Source organism: Cohnella endophytica (genome assembly GCF_003628305.1).
Lineage (GTDB): Bacteria > Bacillota > Bacilli > Paenibacillales > Paenibacillaceae > Cohnella > Cohnella endophytica.
In genome coordinates this window covers 271303-292049 of the sequence record NZ_RBZM01000002.1, presented here as the reverse complement: position 1 = coordinate 292049, position 20747 = coordinate 271303, and the positions used below count along the sequence as shown (strand labels likewise).

At 53.8% G+C, this 20747-nt stretch carries 23 protein-coding genes; all 23 read left to right on the top strand.

Annotation, left to right across the window (positions count from 1 at the left end):
* The 23 genes from hepT to D7Z26_RS03350 all read left to right on the top strand — a co-directional run bounded on the left by hepT (window position 1) and on the right by D7Z26_RS03350 (window position 20729).
* On the top strand, window positions 1-975 hold the full coding sequence (hepT, locus tag D7Z26_RS03455) for a heptaprenyl diphosphate synthase component II (RefSeq protein ID WP_120974670.1): 975 nt from the start codon (window positions 1-3) through the stop codon (window positions 973-975).
* Window positions 976-1038: 63 nt separating this feature from the next.
* Window positions 1039-1482 carry a nucleoside-diphosphate kinase gene (gene ndk, locus D7Z26_RS03450; protein ID WP_120974669.1) on the top strand — a complete coding sequence of 148 codons (444 nt, stop codon included), beginning with the start codon at window positions 1039-1041 and terminating at the stop codon, window positions 1480-1482.
* 32 nt (window positions 1483-1514) lie between these two features.
* A complete protein-coding gene (locus D7Z26_RS03445) occupies window positions 1515-2336 on the top strand; it encodes a CheR family methyltransferase (RefSeq protein WP_120974668.1) in 822 nt (273 codons plus the stop codon).
* Between the two features lie 60 nt (window positions 2337-2396).
* Complete coding sequence (locus D7Z26_RS27410) at window positions 2397-2558, top strand: hypothetical protein (RefSeq protein WP_199731649.1); 162 nt, start codon at window positions 2397-2399, stop codon at window positions 2556-2558.
* Window positions 2559-2655: 97 nt separating this feature from the next.
* Window positions 2656-3825: a chorismate synthase gene (gene aroC, locus D7Z26_RS03440; protein ID WP_120975010.1), complete on the top strand. Its 1170-nt coding sequence runs from the start codon at window positions 2656-2658 to the stop codon at window positions 3823-3825.
* Window positions 3825-4940, top strand: coding sequence for a 3-dehydroquinate synthase (aroB, locus tag D7Z26_RS03435; RefSeq protein WP_120974667.1), 1116 nt, complete (start codon window positions 3825-3827; stop codon window positions 4938-4940). Before aroC ends, aroB begins: the two co-directional genes overlap by 1 nt.
* On the top strand, window positions 4937-5305 hold the full coding sequence (gene aroH, locus D7Z26_RS03430) for a chorismate mutase (RefSeq protein WP_120974666.1): 369 nt from the start codon (window positions 4937-4939) through the stop codon (window positions 5303-5305). The genes aroB and aroH overlap by 4 nt, the downstream gene beginning before the upstream one ends.
* Before the next feature lie 112 nt (window positions 5306-5417).
* Window positions 5418-6092: a hypothetical protein gene (locus tag D7Z26_RS03425; protein WP_158602176.1), complete on the top strand. Its 675-nt coding sequence runs from the start codon at window positions 5418-5420 to the stop codon at window positions 6090-6092.
* Window positions 6093-6854: 762 nt separating this feature from the next.
* Entirely contained in the window at window positions 6855-8435 is a 1581-nt protein-coding gene (gene trpE, locus D7Z26_RS03420; RefSeq protein ID WP_120975009.1) for an anthranilate synthase component I, read from the top strand.
* Between the two features lie 18 nt (window positions 8436-8453).
* The gene (gene trpD / locus D7Z26_RS03415) at window positions 8454-9500 is read left to right on the top strand and encodes an anthranilate phosphoribosyltransferase (protein ID WP_120974664.1); all 1047 of its coding nucleotides are present in this window, start codon (window positions 8454-8456) and stop codon (window positions 9498-9500) included.
* Entirely contained in the window at window positions 9490-10290 is an 801-nt protein-coding gene (trpC, locus tag D7Z26_RS03410) for an indole-3-glycerol phosphate synthase TrpC (protein ID WP_120974663.1), read from the top strand. Before trpD ends, trpC begins: the two co-directional genes overlap by 11 nt.
* Window positions 10291-10292: 2 nt before the next feature.
* Window positions 10293-10979 carry a phosphoribosylanthranilate isomerase gene (locus D7Z26_RS03405; protein WP_120974662.1) on the top strand — a complete coding sequence of 229 codons (687 nt, stop codon included), beginning with the start codon at window positions 10293-10295 and terminating at the stop codon, window positions 10977-10979.
* Window positions 10976-12181 carry a tryptophan synthase subunit beta gene (gene trpB, locus D7Z26_RS03400; RefSeq protein WP_120974661.1) on the top strand — a complete coding sequence of 402 codons (1206 nt, stop codon included), beginning with the start codon at window positions 10976-10978 and terminating at the stop codon, window positions 12179-12181. Before D7Z26_RS03405 ends, trpB begins: the two co-directional genes overlap by 4 nt.
* The gene (gene trpA, locus D7Z26_RS03395; RefSeq protein ID WP_120974660.1) at window positions 12178-13023 is read left to right on the top strand and encodes a tryptophan synthase subunit alpha; all 846 of its coding nucleotides are present in this window, start codon (window positions 12178-12180) and stop codon (window positions 13021-13023) included. Before trpB ends, trpA begins: the two co-directional genes overlap by 4 nt.
* 135 nt (window positions 13024-13158) lie before the next feature.
* Entirely contained in the window at window positions 13159-14256 is a 1098-nt protein-coding gene (hisC, locus tag D7Z26_RS03390) for a histidinol-phosphate transaminase (protein ID WP_120974659.1), read from the top strand.
* Window positions 14257-14260: 4 nt separating this feature from the next.
* Entirely contained in the window at window positions 14261-15397 is a 1137-nt protein-coding gene (locus D7Z26_RS03385; protein WP_120974658.1) for a prephenate dehydrogenase, read from the top strand.
* A gap of 439 nt (window positions 15398-15836) precedes the next feature.
* Window positions 15837-16433: an RNA polymerase sigma factor gene (locus tag D7Z26_RS03380; protein WP_120975008.1), complete on the top strand. Its 597-nt coding sequence runs from the start codon at window positions 15837-15839 to the stop codon at window positions 16431-16433.
* Window positions 16430-17029: an anti-sigma factor family protein gene (locus D7Z26_RS03375; RefSeq protein WP_120974657.1), complete on the top strand. Its 600-nt coding sequence runs from the start codon at window positions 16430-16432 to the stop codon at window positions 17027-17029. Before D7Z26_RS03380 ends, D7Z26_RS03375 begins: the two co-directional genes overlap by 4 nt.
* Window positions 17026-17634 carry a histidine phosphatase family protein gene (locus D7Z26_RS03370; protein ID WP_120974656.1) on the top strand — a complete coding sequence of 203 codons (609 nt, stop codon included), beginning with the start codon at window positions 17026-17028 and terminating at the stop codon, window positions 17632-17634. Before D7Z26_RS03375 ends, D7Z26_RS03370 begins: the two co-directional genes overlap by 4 nt.
* 119 nt (window positions 17635-17753) lie before the next feature.
* Window positions 17754-18965 carry a hypothetical protein gene (locus D7Z26_RS03365; RefSeq protein WP_147423822.1) on the top strand — a complete coding sequence of 404 codons (1212 nt, stop codon included), beginning with the start codon at window positions 17754-17756 and terminating at the stop codon, window positions 18963-18965.
* Window positions 18966-19131: 166 nt separating this feature from the next.
* Complete coding sequence (locus D7Z26_RS03360) at window positions 19132-19314, top strand: IDEAL domain-containing protein (RefSeq protein WP_120974654.1); 183 nt, start codon at window positions 19132-19134, stop codon at window positions 19312-19314.
* A gap of 188 nt (window positions 19315-19502) precedes the next feature.
* Window positions 19503-19934: a DUF2487 family protein gene (locus tag D7Z26_RS03355; protein ID WP_158602175.1), complete on the top strand. Its 432-nt coding sequence runs from the start codon at window positions 19503-19505 to the stop codon at window positions 19932-19934.
* Window positions 19935-20195: 261 nt separating this feature from the next.
* The gene (locus D7Z26_RS03350; RefSeq protein ID WP_120974652.1) at window positions 20196-20729 is read left to right on the top strand and encodes a ubiquinol-cytochrome c reductase iron-sulfur subunit; all 534 of its coding nucleotides are present in this window, start codon (window positions 20196-20198) and stop codon (window positions 20727-20729) included.
* Window positions 20730-20747 lie beyond the last annotated feature (18 nt).

Sequence of the window (20747 nt, the reverse complement as noted above, 5' to 3'; positions counted from 1 at the left end):
ATGAAATTAATGCAACTGTATGCTTCCATGAAGTCCGATTTGCAAGCGATCGAAGACCGGATGGCCGAAGAAGTATCTTCCGACCTGCCGATGCTAAGCGAAGCTTCGCTGCATCTTCTGAAAGCCGGAGGGAAACGGATTAGGCCCGTTTTCGTCTTGCTTTCCGGGAAGTTCGGAACCTATTCGATGGAGACGCTAAAGCGCGTCGCCGTTCCACTAGAGTTGATCCACATGGCGAGTCTGGTGCATGACGACGTCATAGACGACGCGGAAACGAGAAGAGGCCAGCTAACCGTAAAGTCCAAATGGGATAACCGGATCGCCATGTACACCGGCGATTATATTTACGCCAAGGCTTTGACGGTCATTACCGAGTTAGACAAACCGCGCATTCATCAGATTTTGTCCGGAGCCATGGTACAGATGTGCATCGGAGAAATGGAACAAATCCGAGATTTCTTCAACGTCGAACAAAGCGTTCGCAATTATTTGCGCCGGATTCGTCGGAAGACGGCGTTGCTCATCGCGATCAGCTGCCAGCTAGGGGCAATGGCGACGGATGCGCCGCCCCGCGCCAGCCATGCATTGTATCGCTTTGGGTATAACGTCGGGATGGCTTTTCAGATTACGGACGACTTGCTCGATTTGTGCGGCACGGAGAAAGCGATCGGCAAACCGCCGGGCAGCGATCTTCGCCAAGGCAACATTACGTTGCCCGTACTATACGCTTTGCAGGATGATCGTCTTAGCGACAAGCTGCTAGCGGAAATCAAGCTCATTCGCGACGGAGAAGGGACGGCAAGCTCGGTCGAAGCCGTTAAGCTCATGCGCTCGAGCGCCGGAATCAAACAAGCGGAAATCTTAGCTGACCGGTACATCGCCAAAGCGCTTAAGGCGCTAGATTGTTTGTCCGACATTCCGGCAAAGAAAAATTTGGCCGATATTGCCCGCTTCGTGGCGAAACGAAGTTATTAATGTCCCTTGTTTATGGTAAAATAATGGACACGGCATCGCTAGATGTCCGGAAGGAGCGATAGCATGGAAAGAACGTACTTAATGATCAAACCCGACGGCGTCCAACGCGGACTGATCGGCGAAATCGTCTCCCGATTCGAACGCAAAGGGTTGAAGCTGGTCGGGGCAAAGCTGATGCAAGTTTCCGTTGAACTCGCGGAAAGACATTATGCCGAGCACGAAGGCAAAGATTTCTACGCCCCGCTGCTCAAGTTCATTACAGCGGGTCCCGTGTTCGCCATGGTATGGGAAGGGGATCAGGCCGTGGGATTGTGCCGGGCGATGATCGGCAAGACGAACGCGCTCGAAGCCGCTCCCGGAACGATTCGCAGCGACTTCGCCATACATACGAATTTCAATTTGATTCACGGTTCGGATTCCCACGAGAACGCGGAACGCGAGATCGGGATCTTTTTCTCGGAAGAGGAATTGGTGTCCTATGATAAAGCGATACAGGCGTGGATTTAGGTAAGGTAAGGTAGGATAGGGAGGACAACGTCATGGGAGACAGAGATGCCGGACCGTTAGCGAACGCGAGCTTCTCCGAGGATGAGGATTTCGCGCGTTTTATCGTCGATATTAAACGATCGACGTCCATCGATCTGTCTCAATACAAGGAAAATCAAATGCGGCGGCGCTTAACGACGTTGCGGATGAAATACGGCTATGCTTCGTTCAACGAATACTTCAAGGCTTTATCCGCGGACGCTAGATTACGTAACGAGTTCTTGGACCGGATGACGATCAACGTCTCGGAGTTCTGGCGCAATCCGAACCGATGGCAGGTGCTGAAGGACAAGTTCCTTCCGCAGATGATGAAGGAATATTCCCGATTGAATATTTGGAGCGCCGCTTGTTCTACCGGGGAAGAACCGTACACGCTAGCTATGATTTTGGATGCTTTGGGCGTACTCGAGCGCACCTCTTTGCTGGCGACGGACATCGATGACGGCGTGCTCGCGAAAGCGAAAGAAGGCGTTTATCTCGAACGTTCGCTTAGAGACGTGCCTGCGGACTTCCAGAAAAAATACTTTACGCCATCCGACGGCGCATTTAAAGTGTCCGAACAATTGAAGAAAGCGGTTAAGTTGCAGAAGCAAAATTTGTTGCTGGACGTATTCGGGGACAAATTCGATCTGATCGTATGCCGCAATGTCATGATTTATTTTACGGAAGAAGCGAAGCACCAGCTATATGGCAAGTTCGCGCGCTCGCTTAAGCCGGGCGGGCTGCTGTTCGTCGGAAGCACGGAGCAAATCTTCTCCCCCGGACAATACGGTCTCGAGACCGCGGACACTTTTTTTTACCGGCGAATCAATTAAGCGTATGTTACCTAGTCTCCCTACCGATAATAAGGCTACTTGAGCCAAGCGGAGGGAACCATGGACAAACGCAAAGTCATAGCCGCATACAGGCGAGGATTAATATCCGTGCATGAATGCGCGCAAATATTGGGCTTGGACAACGTGGAATTGCTCGGATACATGAGGGAATCGCGGGCTTCACGCCCGAAAGCCGATAAGAAACAGTCCGTCCGAACGTGACGGGCTGTTTTCTTGTCAAACGCTTTAACGCTGTAATATAATGATCAAAGATATTTACGGCTTCACGGCTGTAGTGGCGAAAAGGGAGGAACCGGATTTGAGTTTACGTTATTTGACAGCGGGAGAGACGCACGGACCGCAGCTTACGGCAATTATCGAAGGATTACCTAGCAATCTGGAGCTTGATTTCGAAGCTTTGAATTTTCAATTGCAACGTCGCCAGAAGGGTCACGGACGGGGACGCCGCATGCAGATCGAGACCGATACCGCGCAGATCGTCGGCGGCGTAAGGCATGGCCGCACGACGGGAGCGCCAGTGGCGCTTGTCGTCGAGAACAAGGACTGGAAGCATTGGACGTCCGTAATGAACGTAGAACCTATCGAAGGCGGTGACGAGGCGAAACGCCGCGTTTTCCGTCCACGTCCGGGTCATGCCGATTTGAACGGCGGATTGAAATATAACTTGAAAGACTTGCGCAACGTGCTCGAACGTTCGAGCGCGCGGGAGACGGCTGCGCGCGTAGCGGTCGGAGCGATCGCTCGTCAGTTGCTGGGCAAATTCGGCATAAAAGTCGCGGGTCACGTCGTCTCCATCGGAGAAGTGACTGCGGCAGCGCCCAATCTGCCGATCGACGAATTGATCGCCGTAACGGAGCAATCCCCCGTTCGAGTGGCGGACAAAGTCGCGGAGCAACAAATGACCGAGCTGATCGACCGTATGAAAGCGGAAGGCGATACGATCGGCGGGGTAGTCGAGTGCATCGTGACCGGCTTGCCGATCGGACTCGGCAGCCACGTGCAGTGGGATCGCAAGCTGGACGGACGTATCGCCCAGGCCGTCATGTCTATCAACGCCTTCAAAGGCGTCGAGATCGGCATCGGGTTCGAAGCGGGACGTACTCCCGGATCCAAAGTGCATGACGAGATTATGTACAGCGAAGAACGCGGGTTTTACCGGGCATCGAACCGGCTTGGCGGCTTTGAAGGCGGGATGACGAACGGCGAACCGATCGTCGTGCGCGGCGTGATGAAGCCGATTCCTACGCTCTACAAGCCGCTTGCCAGCGTCGATATCGACTCGAAGGAGCCGTTTACTGCACAGGTGGAACGTTCCGATGCTTGCGCCGTTCCTGCGGCAAGCGTCGTGATGGAGCACGTCGTCGCTTGGGAAGTGGCGAACGCGTTCCTGGAGAAATTCGGCGGAGATTCGATCGAAGAGATTCAAGCGAATCTAGATAGCTACCTCCGTCAAATCGAGGCTTACTAATGGCCGGCGGGACTCGGGAATTAACCGTCGATTTAGGAGAACGTTCCTACCCGATCTACATCGGTACGGGATTGCTTGCTCAAGCGGGAAGTTTATTTCTTAAGCATGGCTTGCCTGTAAAGTCTCCGATTCTGCTCGTGACGGATTCGTCGGTCGTTGACCTATACGCGGATAAGCTTGAGGAATCGTTGGCTGCGGCAGGCTATAAGGTGACTACCGCGGTCGTTCCTTCGGGCGAAACATCGAAGTCTTTGGAAATGCTGGACGAACTGATCGGAGCGGGCTTGGAAGCGGGATTAGACCGCAAATCCACGGTTATCGCGCTCGGCGGAGGCGTCGTCGGGGACCTCGCGGGATTCGTCGCGGCTTCCTATATGCGCGGCGTCCGGTTCGTACAAATTCCGACGACGATCCAGGCGCACGATAGCAGCGTCGGAGGCAAAGTCGCGGTTAATCATCGACTAGCCAAGAACATTATCGGCGCCTTCCATCAGCCTGAGTTCGTATTATACGATCTTGACACGATTCTCAGCCTGCCGATGCGCGAAGTGCGGGCCGGATTGTCCGAGCTCGTTAAACAAGGCCTGCTATGGGACGGGGAGTTCGTGCGTTGGTGCGACGAGCACGCGGAGCAGCTGCTTGCCCTCGAGCCGGAAGCGCTTGGTTATGCGTTGTATGAAGGCTGCAACATCAAAGCGATCGTCGTCTCGAAGGATGAGCGGGAGAACGATCTTCGCGCAATCTTGAACTTGGGACATACGATAGGTCATGCTCTCGAGGCTGTCGCGGGTTACGGGGAGCTGCTTCACGGCGAAGCGATCGCCATCGGGATGGTCGGCGCGGCGCGTCTTGCGGCCAAGTTCGGCTACGATGAGCGGATCGCGGAGGAAACGGAAAGGCTGCACGTGAAGTTCGGGTTGCCGGTGCGCATTCCTAGCCACTTGGATACGGACGAGATCATGAGCGCCATGATGCACGACAAAAAGTTCGCGGAAGGGAAGATGGTATTCATCGTTCCTACCGATATCGGACGCGTGGAAATTCGCAAAGACGTGCCTTCCTCTTGGGTGAAGGAGATCGTCGAAGGTTTAAGAGAGGGGACAAGGCAAGCATGAGCGTTAGGGGAATCCGCGGAGCCATTACGGTTGAAGTAAACGAAGAAAAAGCAATACTTGACGCGTCCATCGAACTCTTGAACGGGATCGTCGAAGTGAACCGTTTCGCGCCCGAAGATATCGCGAGCGTATTCGTGACGGTAACGCAAGATTTGGACGCGACGTTTCCCGCCAGGGCGATTCGCCAGATGGCGGGTTGGGAGCTCGTGCCGTTGATGTGTTCGTTAGAGGTGCCGGTAAAAGGCAGCTTGGAAAAATGCATCCGCCTCATGGTGCTCGTGAACACCGACGTCGCGCAGAAGGACATCCGCCACGTGTACCTTAACCGCGCGCAAGCGCTTCGCCCCGACTTGGTCGGCAATTAAGCTCGTTATCATTATCGTACTTATACGCATGACGCGTGAAGCACACGCCGTTTCCCTTTTCGAAGGGGACGGCGTTTTTTTATTTTCCGAGTGAGGGGTGGATGTTATGAGGATGAGTGCGGGTAAATTGTCGGATGGCGAGAGGGCTTATGACAGGCTACTAGAACAACAGAAGAGGACTGCAACGGGGATGAGGCTTGAACAGTTGAACAAGCAAGGAGAAGGCGAGAGAAAGCTGCTCGCGGACATTATCTGGCCGGTGCGCGGCTCGTTCGAAGGAATTGAGCTGGAAAAGGAATTCTACACGCTAACGGGCGTGAAGGCTTATATCGATGCATTCGACGAGAGAGTAAGCTTCGGTCTCGAATCGGAGGGTTTCGTACCGCATGCGGAAAATATAACCCGCCCCCGTTTCGACTTCGAGAAGGTAAGAATCCGCTCGATGGGCGCTCTGGGCATCCTTTTCATCCCGTTTTCCTTCGATGAAATGGACAAAAAGCCGGACCTTTGTCGTCGGAATTTGTACGAGATGTATGGTAAGTTCGGAGGCGGTGCTGAGACATTGCTGTCCCCGTCCGAAAAAGAAATTTTAAGGCATATGCATGTACTGGGAAGACCGATTCGCATGCGAGACGCTGAAATGTGCTTGGCAGCGAGTCATGACTATTGTTTGGGTGTTTTGCGAGGGCTCGTTATCAAGAACTATATCCGTCCGTCGAGAGAAGGAGCTATTCGGGTTCATACTTATGAGCTTGTCGACAACAATTCATCGTTGCGTTCTCGATAAGCAGAATAAACGTATGGATTGAAACAGTAATCAATTCTCAAACAAATGACAGTTGGAGAAAGTGGTCATGTTTATGTAATACGCTGGGCGCGTGTTAGAGAGCGAATAGTTGGTGGATTTGATCGTGTAGTACGCTGGTAGCGTGTTACAGAGCGAATGGTTGGTGAATTTGATCGTGCAGTACGCTGGGAGCGTGTTACAGGGCAAGTAGATGGCAAATTTGTCAGTGTAGTACGCTCATAGCGTGTTGCAGAACGAATGGTTGGTGGTTTTTTTTGTGTAGTACGCTGAGAGCGTACTAGAGCGTGATTGGTTGGTGGATTTGTTAGTGTAGTACGCTGGGAGCGTGCTAGAGAGTGAATAGTTGGCGGATTTAATCGTGTAGTACGCTGAGAGCGTGTTACAGAGCGAATCGTCGCAGGTTGACGATGGAGCTGAATGGGTGTTATATTGTTTAGTATTAAGCATCGCGGAACGGTCGGCCATAGGGACGGCAACTTACGTGGATGCGAGAGCCGAGTAGAGATGAGAATAGATGAGCGGAGTTTCCCGATCCCTTGCGTTAAGCGTATTTACGCTTATTCGTGGAAGATAGCGGGGATCTGACACTTATCGATTACGCGCATCTCTGCGGAGCAGAGGTGCTTTTTTTATGGCATGATATCGTAATTCAAAAGTTGAAAATAGGAATAGATGCTGATAAAGCCGCAGGTCTCGCCGGACAAACGCGCGGACGATCGGCAAGGGGAGAGATGGACGATGATGGATCACCAGGAGCTGCAAGGGATTAAAGCAATGGCCGGGCAATATAACGTTATCCCCGTCGTGCGCAAATTGCTGGCGGATACGGAAACGCCGATACGGGTGTTCCAGCACCTGAGCAAGGACAAATACGCTTTTCTGCTGGAAAGCGTGGAAGGCGGCGTCAATTGGGCTCGTTATTCTTTTATCGGGACGGATCCGTTTCTCGTGTTGCGATTGAAGAAGCAAGAACTGACCTTGGAGCAAAACGGTAAAGTCGAGTCCCACCGGACAACCGAGCCGTTGCAATTGCTTCGCGAGAAGCTGCGGTCCTATCGGAGCCCGGCATTGCCGGAGCTTCCTCCTTTTACGGGCGGGGCGATCGGGTTTTTCGGATACGACTTGTTGCAGTACTACGAGAAGAAGGTTCCTCCCCACAAGACGGACGATTTGAACATGGACGACATGCAATTCATGTTCTGCGACCAAGTCATCGTGTTCGACCACTTCAAGCAGCATGTGCTCGTCATCGGCAACGTACACGTTCCGGAAGGTGCATCCGACTCGGCTATCGAATCGGCGTACAAAGAAACGTTGAACGCGATCGACAACACGATTCGTAGAATTCAACAGCCCATTCCAATCCAGCCTTCCAGAGGCGCGCCGCCTCAGGATCCGGAGCTCGGGGACATCAAGTCGAACTTAACCAAGCAGCAATTTATCGATAACGCCAACCAAGCGAAAGAGTATATTCGCGCAGGGGATATTTTCCAAGTGGTGCTATCTCAGCGTTTTCACATCGAGACGGACGTCGATCCGCTTCACGTATATCGCGTGCTAAGAACGATGAACCCATCGCCGTACATGTACGTGCTCAAGCTTGACGATGAAGTCATCGTGGGGACTTCGCCGGAACTGCTCGTCAAGGTCGACAACGGTAAAGTGGAGAATCGCCCGATCGCGGGAACGCGGCCGCGGGGCAAGACGCCGGAGGAAGATCTGGCAATGGAAGAAGAACTGCTGGCCGATGAAAAGGAGAGAGCGGAGCACGTGATGCTAGTCGATCTGGGTCGTAACGATATCGGCAGAGTCTCGACTTTCGGTTCGGTGAAATGCGACAGCTACATGGAGGTCGAGCGATACTCCCACGTCATGCACATCGTTTCGAACGTGACCGGCCAGCTTCGTCCGGACAAAGATTTTTACGATGCTTTCCTTTCTTGCTTGCCGGCGGGCACGGTATCGGGCGCTCCGAAGCTTCGGGCGATGGAAATCATTGCCGAACTGGAGAACGAAGCGAGAGGCGCCTATGCGGGAGCGATCGGTTATCTCGGATTCTCGGGCAGTCTGAACACGTGCATTACGATTCGGACGATTATTTTCAAGCACGGCAAAGCTTTCGTGCAAGCCGGAGCGGGCATCGTATGGGACTCGGTTCCGGAGAGCGAATACGAGGAGACGGTCAACAAAGCGAAGGGCATGCTCAAAGCGATTCGTTCCGCGGAAGCCGCTTTCCCTCCGGCCGGAACGACACAACGCACTGAAAATGTTTTCTCCGCAGTTTTGGCCGGAGACCGTCGCACGAATCTCGATTACGATTAAGGAAGGGGAACAAGCGAAATGACCGAATCCATTACATTTACCTTGCCTCAAGCGCTGAGTAAGCTAATGAGCGGATACGACCTTACCCGCGAGGAAGCTTTCGGCGCGATGACGACGATCATGAAAGGCGAAGCGACGCCGTCGCAAATCGGCGGAACGGTAATCGCTCTTCGCATGAAAGGCGAAACCGTGGACGAGATTACCGGTTTCGCGGAAGCGATGCGCTCGTTCTCCAGCCGGGTCGCGACCGAGAACGAGGATTTGCTCGATACGTGCGGCACGGGAGGATCCGGAATTCATAAATTCAATATTTCGACTGCGTCGGCGATTATTGCCGCGGCTTCGGGCGTCCGCGTAGCCAAGCACGGCAATCGCGCGATGTCGGGCAAAGCGGGCAGCGCCGACGTGCTTGAGGCGCTAGGCGTCAACATCAACTTGACCGCGGAACAAGCGGCTCAATGCCTCGATCGGACCGGGATCTGCTTCATGTTCGCGCAGCTGTATCATCCGGCTTTGAAGCACGCGGCCGTTCCTCGGCGGGAGCTTGGCGTTCGGACGATCTTCAATATGCTCGGGCCGTTGGCCAACCCGGCGAACGCGGATCGTCAACTGATCGGCTTGTACGATCGCACGAAAACCGCGACGGTGGCGGAAGTGCTGTCGAGACTAGGCTTGAAAAGAGCGATGGTCGTAGGCAGCCACGACGGCCTCGACGAGATCAGCATTTCGGCTCCGACCCAAGTGTCAGAGCTTAAAGGCGGAGAAGTGATCACATACGATATCACGCCGGAACAGCTTGGGTTGTCGACCGTTTCCCTCGGCGAAGTGCAAGGGGGAAACCCGATCGAGAACGCCCAAATTATTCGCAGGGTACTCGGCGGAGAGAAGAGCGCGTACCGCAACGTCGTATTGGCTAATGCAGGCGCGTGCATCTACGTGGCCGGCCGGGCGGACACTTTGTTGGACGGCGTTAAGCTTGCCGCGGCGACGATCGACTCCGGTCGCGCGGCGGATAAATTGCAGCAATGGATTGCTACGACGGGAGAAGTGAGTTATGTTTCTTGATCGCATCGTCGCCACCAAACGACAAGAGGTGGATTTACTTAAACAATCGCTCCATATCGGACGTGCGGAGCGGGAGATCGCTTCCCTCCAAGCTTGCCGCGGTTTCGAGCAAGCTTTGATCGGACGCAATCGCCCGGTCGGCTTAATCGCGGAAGTCAAAAAAGCGAGTCCGTCCAAAGGGCTCATCCGTCCCGACTTTCAACCGGTCAGCCTAGCCCATGCTTACGAAGAAGCGGGAACGGATTGCATTTCCGTGCTGACGGACGTAGAGTACTTCCAAGGAAGCAACGATTATTTGAAAATGATCCGAGAGCAAGTTCGAGTCCCTCTGCTCCGCAAGGACTTCACGATAGACGAACGGCAAATTTACGAAGCGAGGCTGATCGGCGCGGACGCGATTCTTCTGATCGCGGCGATTCTCACGAAAAGCCAGCTATCCGATTTCTATACGTTGGCGCGCGATCTCGGATTGGACGTGCTCGTGGAAGTCCATAACCGTCCTGAGCTGGAGACAGTGCTCGACATCGGCAAAGCAACGCTTGTAGGCGTGAATAATCGGGACTTAAAAACGTTCGTAACCGATCTGAAGGTGACGGAAGAGTTAATCGCTCTTATGCCGCAAGGAGTAGTGGCCGTCAGCGAGAGCGCGATCTCGTCCACGGACGACGTGGACTTCGTGCGACGGGCAGGCGCTCAAGCGGTGCTCGTAGGCGAGCACTTCATGCGCCAACCGAACGTTCAGCAAGCGGTTCACGACCTGTTAGGCCCTATCTCGAAAGAAGGCGTATAAGAATGACCCAACGTAATTCATCCGGAGTAAAAATATGCGGAATCAAAGAAGAAGCGACTTTGCGGGGAATGAACGGTCTTCCGGTCGATTATATCGGCTTCGTTTTCGCCAAGAGCCGCAGACAGCTAACGCCAGAACAGGCGGGTAAGCTTCATGAGGTCGCTAGCCAAGTACCGATGGCAGGCGGTAAACCTCCGTTAACGGTCGGCGTGTTCGTCAATCCGACGATGGAGCAGCTGGAAGAGACTTTAGCTTCCGTACCGCTGAACGTCGTCCAGCTTCATGGAGAAGAAACCCCGGCATTCAGTCGGGAGATTGGCGAGCGATTCAACGTAGAAGTATGGCGTGCGCTACCGATAACGGAGCAAGCGGACGCGGATTCTCGTGGCGCCGGAGGCGCCGAACGGCTCGCCGAGTACAAGGGTGCCGTCTCGACGATTCTGCTCGACACCGCGGGCGGAGGGACCGGCAAAACGTTCCGCTGGGACGTCATTCCGGCTTACCAAGCCGCGGCGCAGGCGCACGGCCTACGATTATTCGTCGCGGGCGGGCTTACGCCCGATAACGCCGACGATTTAATTCGTTCTTACCGTCCCGACGGCGTAGACATTTCCAGCGGCGTAGAAACCGACGGAACGAAAGACAACGACAAAATCGCCGCATTCGCGGAAAGGGTGGCAAGCTCATGAGTCAAGTACCAGACCAACACGGACGCTTCGGTCCTTTCGGCGGGAAATACGTTCCCGAGACGCTAATGAACGCGTTAATCGAGCTGGAGGAAGCGTATGAGAAATATAAGGACGATCCCGATTTCCTCGAGGAAGTCCGCTATTTGCTAAAGCAGTATTCCGGCCGGCCGACGCCTTTGTATTATGCCGAGCGGCTATCGGAGCAACTGGGCGGGGCGAAAATCTATCTTAAGCGGGAAGATCTGAACCACACCGGCGCCCACAAAATCAACAATACGATCGGACAAGCGGTACTGGCGAAACGGATGGGCAAGAAAAAAGTGATTGCCGAAACAGGCGCGGGCCAGCACGGAGTGGCAACCGCAACCGTAGCCGCGCTTATGGGACTGGAATGCAAAGTGTTCATGGGTGAAGAAGACACGAAGCGGCAGCAATTGAACGTATTCCGTATGAAGCTTCTCGGCTCGGAAGTCATTCCCGTCTTGTCGGGAACGCGCACGTTGAAGGATGCTTGCAACGAAACGCTGCGCTATTGGGTTAGCCACGTAGACGACACCTACTACATTCTCGGTTCGGTAACGGGACCGCATCCTTACCCGATGATGGTCCGGGATTTTCAACGGATTATCGGACTTGAAGCTCGCGAGCAGATTCAAGAGGCCGAAGGCCGGCTGCCGGACGTCGTCGTGGCCGCCGTCGGAGGCGGAAGCAACGCGATCGGAATTTTCCATCCGTTCATCGACGATAAAGACGTTCGTCTCGTCGGCGTGGAAGCTGCCGGACGCGGCGTGGATACCGAAGAGCATGCCGCGACGATGACCAAAGGTCGTCCGGGAGTCTTCCAAGGCTCGATGAGTTATGTGCTGCAGGACGAAGGCGGCCAGGTGCTTCCGGCGCACTCGATCTCGGCCGGTCTAGATTACCCGGGCATCGGACCCGAGCACGCCTACTTAAAGGATATTAAACGCGCCGAATACGTGCCGATCACGGACAAGGAAGCGTTGGATGCATTAAGCTTGCTTTCCCGCACGGAAGGCATCATTCCCGCGCTCGAATCCGCGCACGCGATCGCGCAGACGCTCAAAATCGCGCCGACGATGGGCAAAGACGAGATCATCGTCGTCAATTTGTCAGGACGAGGCGACAAAGACGTCGAGTCGATCATGTCGTATTTGGCCAATGAGGAGGGACAACAAGCATGAGCACGGTTACCGTACCTAACGCGATCGATACCGTTTTCGCCGAATTAAAGGCGAGAGGGGAGACTGCGCTTATTCCGTTCATGACGATGGGCGATCCCGATCTCGATACTTCCGTCTCCTTGGTGCAAGCGGCCGAAGCCGCCGGCGCGCATATGATCGAGCTCGGCGTTCCTTACTCCGACCCGCTTGCCGACGGCCCCGTTATTCAACGGGCTTCCGAGCGCGCGCTGAAAAACCGGATCAGCTTAACCGATTGCATATCCGTAGCCTCCAAGGCGAGAGCGCGCGGCGTCCAAATGCCCTTTATCCTATTCAGTTACTTTAACCCGGCGTTGCAACTAGGCTTGGAAACCTTTTTCGGCTTGCTGAAGGACAACGGCTTCAGCGGGGTCATTATTCCGGACTTGCCGCTTGAAGAGGATGCCGAGGCGCGCGCGCTCGCCGAAGCCCATGGCATTCATTTGATCCCGCTTGTGGCACCAACATCCGAAGCTCGAGTTGAACGTATCGCCGCGCAAGCCAAAGGTTTCGTCTATTGCGTATCGTCGTTAGGCGTTACGGGCGTCCGCTCTACGTTCCACGAAGGCATCGACGCGTTCTTGAGCACCGTTCGCCGGTCGGCTTCCGTGCCGATCTGCGTAGGCTTCGGCATCTCTTCCCGCGAACACGCGGAACGCTTCGCTGGCCAATGCGACGGTGTAATCGTGGGCAGCGCGATCGTGCGTCAAGTGGAAGAAGCGTTGCCTCTGCTGACTTCCTCGGACGCAACCGAGAAGGCTCGGGGTTTGGCGGCCGTACAGCAATTCATCGCCGATTTGAAACCTCGCGCGACCCATTCGTAAAAAACCAATCTGTACAGTGCCGCGTTGGTGTGTCACAATAGAATACACATTTCCATACGGAGCGATTTATTCGCTCTGCCTCTTCAGGCGGAGCGTAAACGCTCCGTTCGCCGTATCTCAGGAGGGAAAAAACAAATGCAACCGAAACCGAATATCATTCACTTGCCCGTGTACCAGCCGGGCAAACCCGTAGAAGACGTAAAACGCGAGCTTGGTTTGACCGAAGTGCTCAAGCTGGCTTCCAATGAAAATCCGTTCGGCAGCTCCCCGAAAGTCAAGGAAGCGATCGCGCGCGAATTGGAGAACATCAGCATTTACCCGGACGGTGCGGCCGTCGATCTAACGAACGCGGTTGCCGGCCATTACGGGGTTAACGCGGACCAGGTCATTTTCGGAGCTGGCTCCGACGAGATTATTCTAATGATCGCCCGCGCGTTCCTAGTGCCGGGCGACGAGACGATCATGGCCGATCAGACCTTCCCGCAGTACAAGCATAATTGCCAGATCGAGAACGCGACGATCGTCGAAGTTCCGCTGCGCGACGGCACCCATGATTTGAATGCGATGCTGGAGCGAGTGACGGACAAAACGAAAGTCATCTGGGTATGCAATCCGAACAATCCGACCGGAACGATCAATACGGCGGAAGAAGTGGAGCAATTCCTGTCCAAGGTCCCCGGCCGCGTTCTTGTCGTTCTCGACGAAGCTTATTGCGAATATATCGACGACCCGTCTTTCCCGGACGGCGTCAAACTGTTGAAACGTTATCCGAACGTGGTTACGCTAAGAACGTTCTCGAAAATTTACGGCCTCGCCTCGTTGCGCATCGGCTTCGGAATCGGACGTCCGGACGTTATCCGCAGCATCAACCAAGTCCGCGAGCCGTTTAATACCTCCCGTATCGCTCAAGCGGCCGCGCTCGCCGCGCTGCAGGACGATGATTTCGTAACGAAATGCCGCGTAGCAAACAAAGAAGGACTTGCTTATTATAACCGTTCTTTCGCCGAGCTCGGACTTGAAGCGTTTCCGGCGCACGGCAATTTCATCATGGTCGACGTGAAAAGGCCGGCGCAAGAAGTGTTCGATGCGCTTCTACGCAAGGGGATCATCGTTAGACCGGGCCACAGACATTATCCTACGCACATCCGGATTACGGTCGGAAGCGGGGAGCAGAACGAGAAGGTCATCGCCGCGTTGACTGCCGTGCTGCAAGAAATTGCGATAAAGGTGTGAAGGCATGAGCGGAGAGTTTAGCGAGTTTACGGCATCGAACGATTCAAAGAGAACAAAAATCGCGATATTCGGAGTCGGTCTGATCGGCGGATCGTTGGCGCTTTGTTTCAAGGGCAAGCCGGGCGTAGAAGTGGTCGGGCACTCCATAAACGTCGCTTCGACAGAGAAGTACGTTGCACGTGGTGTCGTCGATTGGGCTACGACTTCGATTGAAGAAGCGGCCATGGACGCGGATTTTCTGTTCCTATGCGTACCGGTGGGCAATCTGGAAAATTACGTCGAGGAGCTGTCTAAGCTCCCGTTGAAGCCGGGCTGCATTATTACCGACGTCGGAAGCACGAAAGCTTCGGTCGTAAAGCACGCAGACAAGCTGTCGCTCCAAGGCGCCGTGTTTATAGGCGGTCACCCTATGGCGGGCTCGGAGCGTTCAGGCGTGGAAGCAGCCAGCCTGCTTTTGCTCGAGAACGCGTTCTACGTGTTGACCCCGACGGAGAATACGCCGGCGGATGCCGTAACGAAGCTGGAACGACTTCTGAAGTGGACGAGAGCCCATATCGTCAAGACGGATGCCGTGCAGCACGACGATATCGTGGGAGCGATCAGTCATCTGCCGCATGTCATCGCGGTGGCGTTGGTTAACCAAGTCGCCGGCTACAACGAAAGCAACGAGTTATATAGACGTTTAGCGGCCGGCGGATTTAGGGACATTACCCGAATAGCCTCCAGCGATCCGCTGATATGGCGGGACATACTGGTAAATAACCGCGAGGTCATGCTTAAGTTGATTCGCGAATGGCAAGGCGAGATGGATCGGTTCGCCGAGCTGCTCGAGCAAGGGGACGGAGAAGGGGTGGCCGAGCAATTCCGACGCGCCGGAGCATTCCGCAGCCAATTGCCGGAACGTCGCAAAGGGATGATTACTTCGCTGCATGAATGTTATGTCGACGTTCCGGATCATCCCGGCATTATCGGCAAGATCGCGACCGAGCTCGGCCAAGCCAAGATCAATCTAAGCAACCTGCAGATCATCGAGAGCAGGGAGGACGTGCCGGGAGTGATGCGGCTTTCGTTCCAGCAATCCGAGGATTTGGACCGCGCGACGGAATTATTGAAAACTTTGGGATATGACGTCCATATGTAATCGGGAAGAGGAGCGGTTGCTGATCAGGCAGCAGCTCCTTTTTTCATTTTTATCGCCCTGTAAACGCTTTAAAATAAAATGTAAACGCTTATTGACAAAATGTAACCGTATACATATAATAAAAGTACAGTATGGTTTCTCTCCACTCCTATCCAATCCTAGCACTATGTGCAACCACCCTCCGGGGTGGATTTTTTTTGTCTATATGGCTTTTTTGCGAAAAACCTATATTAAGGACTCAATTCACTGCAAAATTTGAGAAATTTTTAAGCTAAATAAGCCTGTTAATGTGTTACAATAGCAAGTAGAATTTGTAAAATACTGGCTTACAAACAATTCATGCGCCGATGAGCGCAACTTTTTCGTTTTTGGCCGGTACAATAGGTAAGATGCCGGCTGCGAACGTTCACCCTATATCGGGGGGAGGGTCGCGGTTATGATGACCGATTCCCAATTAATACGGGAAATCAAAGACGGTAACGTTGAGTTGTACTCGACGTTAATGGGACGTTATCAGAAGAAAATATTATCGTTCGTCTTCCATATGCTGAAGAGCGCCAAGCTGGAAATCATGGCCGAAGACATCAGCTCGGAAACGTTCTACAAAGCTTATCGAAGTTTGCATTCGTTTCGGGAAGTGGACGCTTCCTTCTCGACGTGGTTATATACGATCGCACGCAATACGGTTCTCAGTGAATTGCGCAAACAGAAGACGGCGCATCTGTCACTGGACGATTCCACATACATACCGGCAGCTCCTCCGGAAGAGGCGCCCGAGCAGCGGTTGCTGCGCAACGAGAAGGTTACCATGGTGAGGGAAGCTATCAACAGCTTGCCTGAGAAACAACGCTCCGCGCTGATCCTCAGGGAATACGATGGCATGGATTACCAGGAAATCGCCAATATTCTAGGTCAGACGGTAAGCTCCGTCAAATCGTTGTTGTTCCGGGCAAGAGCCAGTGTGAAGATTCAATTGGAATCGTACTTTGCTGAACCGGCCATCATGAAGGAGTACGAGGAGATGAAACTGCGATGAAATGCGAGGAAGCGGGAGAAAAGTTCGGGATCTATCGGGATTTGCCGGAAAATTCCGAAGAGAGGCTAGCCATCGATCGACACGTTCAGACGTGTTCTGCGTGCGCGGAAGAGTTCCAGATGTGGGAAGAGAGCGCGATGCTGATCCAGGAGCTTCCGATGACGGAGGCCGATGAAGAGGAAGAGATCACTTCGGCTTGGGTGAATCAGAACGTCATGAATCGCATATACGCAGAACAAAGCTGGTACATGCCGGCGGTTCGTCGGACCTACTCGTTCTCGTACGGCTTTCGAAGGAAGGTGGCGGGCATTCTCGCCGCATTGTTCGCGTTATTCGTGTGCGGATTCCTATATACGCTGTACGGACGCCTTCATGGCAATACCGACGGTTCGGGTTTCCTGAGGTCCGCTAACGCGTTCTCGGCAGGCCATCAAGCAAGCGACAGCATTCATTTCGATGTACCGATGGCCAGCCTCAGCGATCCGATCATGCTGAACGTTTCGCCTGCCATGCCCGAATACTGGGTTGCCCTATCCATCGTCGGCATGATCATGACATTGCTCATCTTGAATTGGTTTTCCCGAGTACGTTCATGACGATGGCAACGAGAATCGGTTGGGTGCGCCATGGCATCACGGAGTGGAATCAACTGGGCAAAATTCAAGGCGTAACCGATATTCCGTTAAGCCGCGAGGGCGTTGAGCAAGCGCATTTGCTTGCCGAGCGGTTGTCACGCGAAGAAGATCGCTGGGACGGAATATACTGCAGCGATTTGCTAAGGGCAGCGAGAACGGCTGAAATCATTTCCGAACGGTTAGGCATTCCGTTGATCAAAGACGGCCGACTGCGAGAACGTGCTTTCGGAGCAGCCGAAGGGACGACGTTGGCGGAGCGTTTATCGCGCTGGGGAGAGAACTGGCGCAAGCTCGTGCCGGATCAGGAAAGCGACGACGATATTTACCTGCGCGGGAACGAATTCGTGCGGGAACTGACCGAGAAACATGCGGGAGAGTCGTGGTTAATCGTTACGCACGGAAGTTTCCTTGCGAGAATGCTTCAATCTTTATGCTCCGGCTTGGACGATTTCCATCTGCTCAACATGTCCTTGACCGTGCTGGAGAAGCAAACCGACGGATGGATGCCGCTGCTTCATAATTGCACTGCCCATCTTACCGAAGCAACATCTAATCAAATAGGTTAAACCCCGATCCGGTAGATTACCGGATTTTTTTTGCGTTTTTCTCCGCGTAACCTTACGTTTAAGACCGACTTCGCGCGCCCATACTGAAAAGTAAATCCTCCACGAAGCGGGGAATGCCGATGAACTTGGCCGATATGCTCTGTTATGCCGATATCGCCGAACTGACCGCGATTGCCGAAGCTTATGATTGCGATTGCAGCAGCCATTCCAAGAACGAGCTCATTCAATCGATTTTGTCGACGGTCCAGAGACGGGACGTCATGGAATCAAGGGTAGGAGAGATGACGGGCAACGATCTCCGTTTTTTGAACTCGCTCATTTTCGAGACCCGAACGGCATATAGCCTGGAAGAGCTGAAAGCCAGAGCTCTCGGAGGGGAACCTGCCGCGTCGGCCGACGGGCAAGCCTCGTCTAACCCGTCTGACGCAATGCCTTCGGCCGCGATATCCTCGCAAGCAGTTACGCAATCAAGGAGCCGAATCCGAAAAGGGAAAAACGCAGCTCAGAAGCCGCAGCCCGGTCCGGACGAAACCGCGAGGATGTCCATTATCCGCTTCAAGAGATTCGGTTGGTTGTTCAGCGGCTTTTCTCAGCAAACGCGTTATTTATACCAAGTTCCGGAGGATGTAAAAGTCCGTCTGGGCGACGCGTTGGAGAAACGCTTTCGCGGCTCTCTAATCGTCATGGAAGAACCGCCGGTCTATCGGGACGAGCGCAGCTTACTCGCCGAGGACTCCGTTCATTTCTTGCGCTTCGTCAGGGACAACGATATTCCTTTAACCTCCGAAGGCGTCATGTACAAACGTCAAATCACGCAATCTCTCGAACAGCTTTCCGTCGCAGAGACGATTCCGACGAGGGGAGGCTGGAGATTCGGGTACGGCAGGAAGTTCCGGGATTATCCGGATCGTTTCTCGCTGCTGTACGATTTCGTGCACCAAGAAGGCTACATCTCCGAACAGCCGGAACGTTTGACGGTAACGGAAAAAGGAAGAGCGTTCGCCGACGGAGGAGAGAAACCCGATTCGACGGCAATTTACCGTTGCTGGCTTCGCCTGTACAAAGGGCCGATACCGAATTTGCAAGCATTAGCGCAATGGATCATGCGGCTTACGACCGATTGGGCGACCGTCGAATCCATCTTCCGCATTTTGCAACCGCTGGTACGATCCTATTATTACGACACTCAAAGAGACGTACTCGAACGTCGCGTGCTCTTCATGCTCATGCATCTCGGCGTTCTGCGCTGGGGGCAAACGGAAACGGGAGAAGATGTCGTCAAGGTAACTCCTCAAGGCCAGGGTTTCTTGACGGGAAGAACGCCCACTTAATATCCTTCGGCGTAATAGGCGATGGTACATTGATCGGCAACAGGGCTATCGTCTTGAACGGGGCTGTCAGCGCTGAATATGATTTAGTAGCTAAGAAAGTAAAGATGAGCAAATCGGAAGCTCTTGAGCGAGGGCGACCTAATGCCGGATTTCGGAGGTGCAACGAATGGACAACATGAAAGTCGCCTACGAGACGATGCTGGGATTGGCGGCAGAAATGGTCCTGGACGAAGCGCTGCGCAATTACCGGACGGAAAAAATATATCACGAGATCGATGAAGCGCTTGCGCACGGGGACGTGGAGTCGTTTCGACGTCTTACCGACGAATTGAAAACGATCGAACGTTAATCCCGAGATTTGCTTGACGAGGGAATGCAGATCGATATTTTTCGCGTGAACCCGCCTTTCATTAGGCGGGTTTTTTTCGTGCTCCGGATAGTGTACGATAAATAGGCGGCAAGTCGCCGGAAAGCCGAGCCGGCAAGAACATTGCCGAGCAGTCGGCTCTTAACATGACGCGGGAGTGGAAGACAAAGATGAAATTCAGCGAAATCGAAGAAAATAGCTGGCCGGAGCTGCAACCGTATTTGGATACGTGCTTATTGCCCTTGTCCGGAATGACCGGAGAAGAAGCGCCTTGGGAAGCGACGAATAAGATCGCGTCGGCCGGCCGATGGCTGGCTCCGCTCGAGCAAGCGTTCCGCGGTCGGACGGTCACGATGCCGGCGTATCATTACGGAGGCAACGACGAAGATCGGCCGGAACGGATGAAACGGTTAATCGCGAGCATGAAAGGCGTCGGCTTTCGTTACGTCGTCGTCGTAAGCGGTCAGACCATGACGAAGGACGAGCTGCTAGGAGCGGATCTATTCGTCGGCCCGGTAGCGGAAGGCGAAGAGCCGGAAGCTCACAAAATCTCCAAGTCGCTTGCGGATTTATGGCGAAAGCCGGTTGCGGCGACGGAATAAGCCGATTCCGGAGAGAAACCATATTTTGACCCGCATCGCGCATAAGGCAGGCCACTTCGAGCAAACAATAGGCAGACACGTTACACGGGGAATTGTGACAATTTGAGAACATTTTAGTTGCGCAAATCCCGCCGAGGAGGGAAACTCTCAGGCCTATTCTTGACGCTCCATAGCGCGTGGGCTATTATAGTTATGTCCTTGTGAACAAATGGTAAAGTCCGTAGTGGACGCGAGATTGGTGTGGCAAAGGGGGTAGAACGAATGGACCACAATGAGCAGCAAGAAACCACGCATAAACCGGTTAAGCGAAAAGAAATGTCGAGAAGGCAATTTCTGTCGTACACGCTTGGCGGAGCAGGAGCCTTCATGGCGGGCGGGGCCATTTTACCAATGATCCGCTTTGCCGTAGATCCTATATTGCAAAAGAAGGAAAAAGGCGCTTTCGTTAAAGCAATCGAAGAAAGCAAAGTAACGAGCGAGCCGCAACAGGTGGATTTCAAAGTTCATCAGGTTGACGGTTGGTACGAAAGCGATCCGAAAATGCAGGCATGGATAACGAAGGACGAAAAGGGCAATATTTTCGCGCTATCGCCGGTATGCAAACACTTGGGTTGCACGATCGGTTGGAGCGGCGAAGAGGCACCGAACTTGTACCACTGTCCTTGCCACGGCGCGCGCTACAACAAAGAAGGCAAAAACCTGAAGGTAGCGCCGAAGCCGCTTGACGAGTATCAAGTCAAAAGGGAAAACGGCTGGGTTTACCTAGGACCGCTTGAACCGAATACTCGCGTGTAGAAGGAGGGCGTTTCGTCC